General features: G+C 61.2%; 1 protein-coding gene. It reads right to left on the bottom strand.

Features of this window, described 5'->3' with window-relative positions; all coding sequences use genetic code 11:
* Window positions 1-108 precede the first annotated feature (108 nt).
* On the bottom strand, window positions 109-1,107 hold the full coding sequence (locus tag AC0L3C_RS36130; protein ID WP_007614614.1) for an IS110 family RNA-guided transposase: 999 nt from the start codon (window positions 1,105-1,107) through the stop codon (window positions 109-111).
* Window positions 1,108-1,298: the final 191 nt, after the last annotated feature.

The following is a 1,298-nucleotide window of genomic DNA, read 5'->3' on the forward strand; positions in this document are numbered from 1 at the left end:
GGAGCAACTGTGTTGAAGTAGCCCGGCGATCGGCCGGCCTCAAGGCTGGCGCTTGCGCGCCACCGCCTCCGGCGGCTGACGGCCTTGACCCCGCCCGCTCACCGGTCTTCAGGCTGTGCATGCGCTCGGCAGAAGCCGAGCGGAGTCGCTTGCTTGGTACCGGTTGGGGTCCCATTTCTCACCACGCGCGATCATGACGTTGAGGATCACGATCAGCTTGCGCATGCAGGCTGTGAGCGCAACCTTCGGTTCTTTGCCTTTGGCGATCAGGCGATCGTAGAACGCCTTGAGCACAGGGTTGTGCCGTGTCGCGGCTCCCATGCAAGCCATGTAAAAGACATTGCGGACTTTGCGGCGCCCGCCCTGGATATGGCGCGTGCCCCGACGTTTGCCGCTGTCGTCATCGTAAGGTGCAGCACCCAGTAAGGCGGCAGCAACTTTACTGCTGATCTGGCCGAGTTCCGGCATCGCCCCGATCAGTCCGGCGGACGTGCCCTGGGCAAGACCCGGTACGCTCTCGATGATCTCGGCGAGCTCGGCAAAACGCGGTGTGGTCTTGATCAGGGCTGCGATCGCTGCCTCCAGCTTGGCAATCTCGGCGGCGATCTGTTTCAGCAGGCGATCCTGCATCTTCTCCACGACGTCAGGTGTGGAATGCTCCCTTCTGTTTTGCAAGCTCGTCTGTACGTCGATCAGAGCTTGGCGCGCACTCACGATCTGGACCAGCTTCTCACGTGCCGCATCGTAGGCTTGGCCCCTTGACTCGATGAAGGTCTCGGCGAACCAAGCAATCATCTGCGCATCAATCGGATCATTCTTGGCAAGCCGTCCGGCCGATCTGGCGAAGTTGCGCACCCGCTTCGGATCCACCACCAGGGCTTCGATACCAGCCTCGCGTAGCGCCTTGGCCCACTCCCGTTCATAGCCGCCGGAAGCCTCCATGGCTGCCTTGCCGACTTTTTGCTTGCGAAGCCAGCGGATCAGCGCTCGCCGGCCTTCTGGGCTGCTCGGGAACGCCTGTCTTTGCCACAATGAGCGAATGCACACATCCACCTTGTCTTTGGCCACGTCGATGCCGGCGACAACCAGATCGTTTTGTGCCATCATCCAGTCCCTTCCTTGCTCGTCCGGGCTCGAAGCCCATGCAACTGTTCGGGTTGAGGAAGATCACCGGATCTGTCCCTCGCTCCCCGACAGGCTCAAGGCCTTTGAGCACGAACGGGCTCAGATCCAGCGACGGGCGGTTTTGCGAGAACCGCCCGTTTGCACATCTTGTCAGATTTTCTGGACACAAGAGC

This window comes from Bradyrhizobium sp. WSM4872, from assembly GCF_055811715.1.